Source organism: Mesorhizobium sp. WSM4837, from assembly GCF_055811435.1.
Map to the genome: position 1 here is coordinate 1 of NZ_JBVVQE010000195.1, position 1367 is coordinate 1367.

1 protein-coding gene is annotated in these 1367 nt (G+C 57.8%); it reads left to right on the forward strand.

The features are described from left to right. Positions 1–45: 45 nt before the first annotated feature. Positions 46–1367 (forward strand): MmgE/PrpD family protein (locus AC0L3D_RS36645; protein WP_473647527.1); only part of this gene is annotated, 1322 nt, incomplete at its 3' end.

The window sequence follows — 1367 nt, forward strand, 5'->3', positions numbered from 1 at the left end:
AGGCCATTTTATTCGCCACAGAACGCAATCTATTGGAGCTCCCCAGTGCGAGCCATATCTGAACTCGCCGAATTTGTTAGCAGCTGCCCATCAAGCGCGCTTCCAGCGACTACGCGGCGTACAACCGCGTTGCTAATATTGGATCTTATCGGTGCTACAGCTGCGGGTCTGAGGTCGCGGTTAGCTAGTGCAGCCAGAAAGGCGGCACTGGAAGCTTACGGTGAAGGCCCGATCAGCATTTGGTTGACTGACAAACAGTCTGGTGTGATCGGCGCCGCGATGGCGAATAGCGCTGCCGCCAGCGCGCTGGATATCGACGACGGTCACCGCGGCGCAGGGGGCCATGCTGGTTCCGGCGTGATTCCCGCCGCGTTGGCAGTGGCTCAGGCTGTCGACGCGTCAGTTTCCGAGACACTGGTTGCAATCGCGCTCGGATACGAAATTGCTCTCCGAGTCGCGAGCTCTCGTCCTGTTGCGACAATCGATACGTATGCGAGTGGACGCTGGGTCGGCTACGGGGCTGCGGCCGCAGCCTGCCGTCTCTTGGGCATGGGTGCGAGAGAAACCGCTCATGCATTGGCGATTGCCGGATCCGAAGGACCGATCGTATTCTTAATTGCAACATCCAAGTTCGTTGGTAGCACAATCAAGGAAGGGATTCCCCCTGCCGTGGTCGCAGGTGTCACCGCGGCCTATCGCGCTCGGGCAGGCGCAACCGGACCTCTTGACCTTCTTGATGACAATGATCTTTTCACTCGCCATCTCCTGACCGACAAGCTTGGTTCGTCTTGGGAAGTTCAAAAATGCTATCTTAAGCCATATGCATGCTGCCGCTACATCCACGCAGCTATTGATGCCATCGTTGCCATGCGCCGGGACGGTCAAGAAATCCGCAAGCTGCGCATCGAAACTTTCCCACAAGCGATGCGCCTTGCAAACGAGCGCGCCCCCAGCACTTTGGAGGGCGGGCAGTACAGCTTTTATTTTAGTTGCGCACTGGCCGCTCTGTACGGGCGGGAAGCTCTACAGCCTGTTCAACTGGAGCATCTTACTGACGCACGCGTGCTCGAACTGGCCGCGCGTATTGAGTTCGAGCCGTCGTCCGATTTCGCTTCGGCGTTTCCAGCCGGAACGCCTGCCCGCGTTTTCATGGATCAGGGCAATGGGCAGGAAGAAATGGTCGTGCGACATCCCTTGGGGGATGTTGCAAACCCGTTATCCCCCGACCAGGTCGTGGAGAAATTCAAGAACATCAGCAGAGAGAACATTCACCCACAGTGGCAGAATCAGATCCTCACGGCGATTACGAGCCTCGAAACCACAGGCTTCATGCCGCTTCTGGCTGCTCTGTCGCGACGGGATAGCCG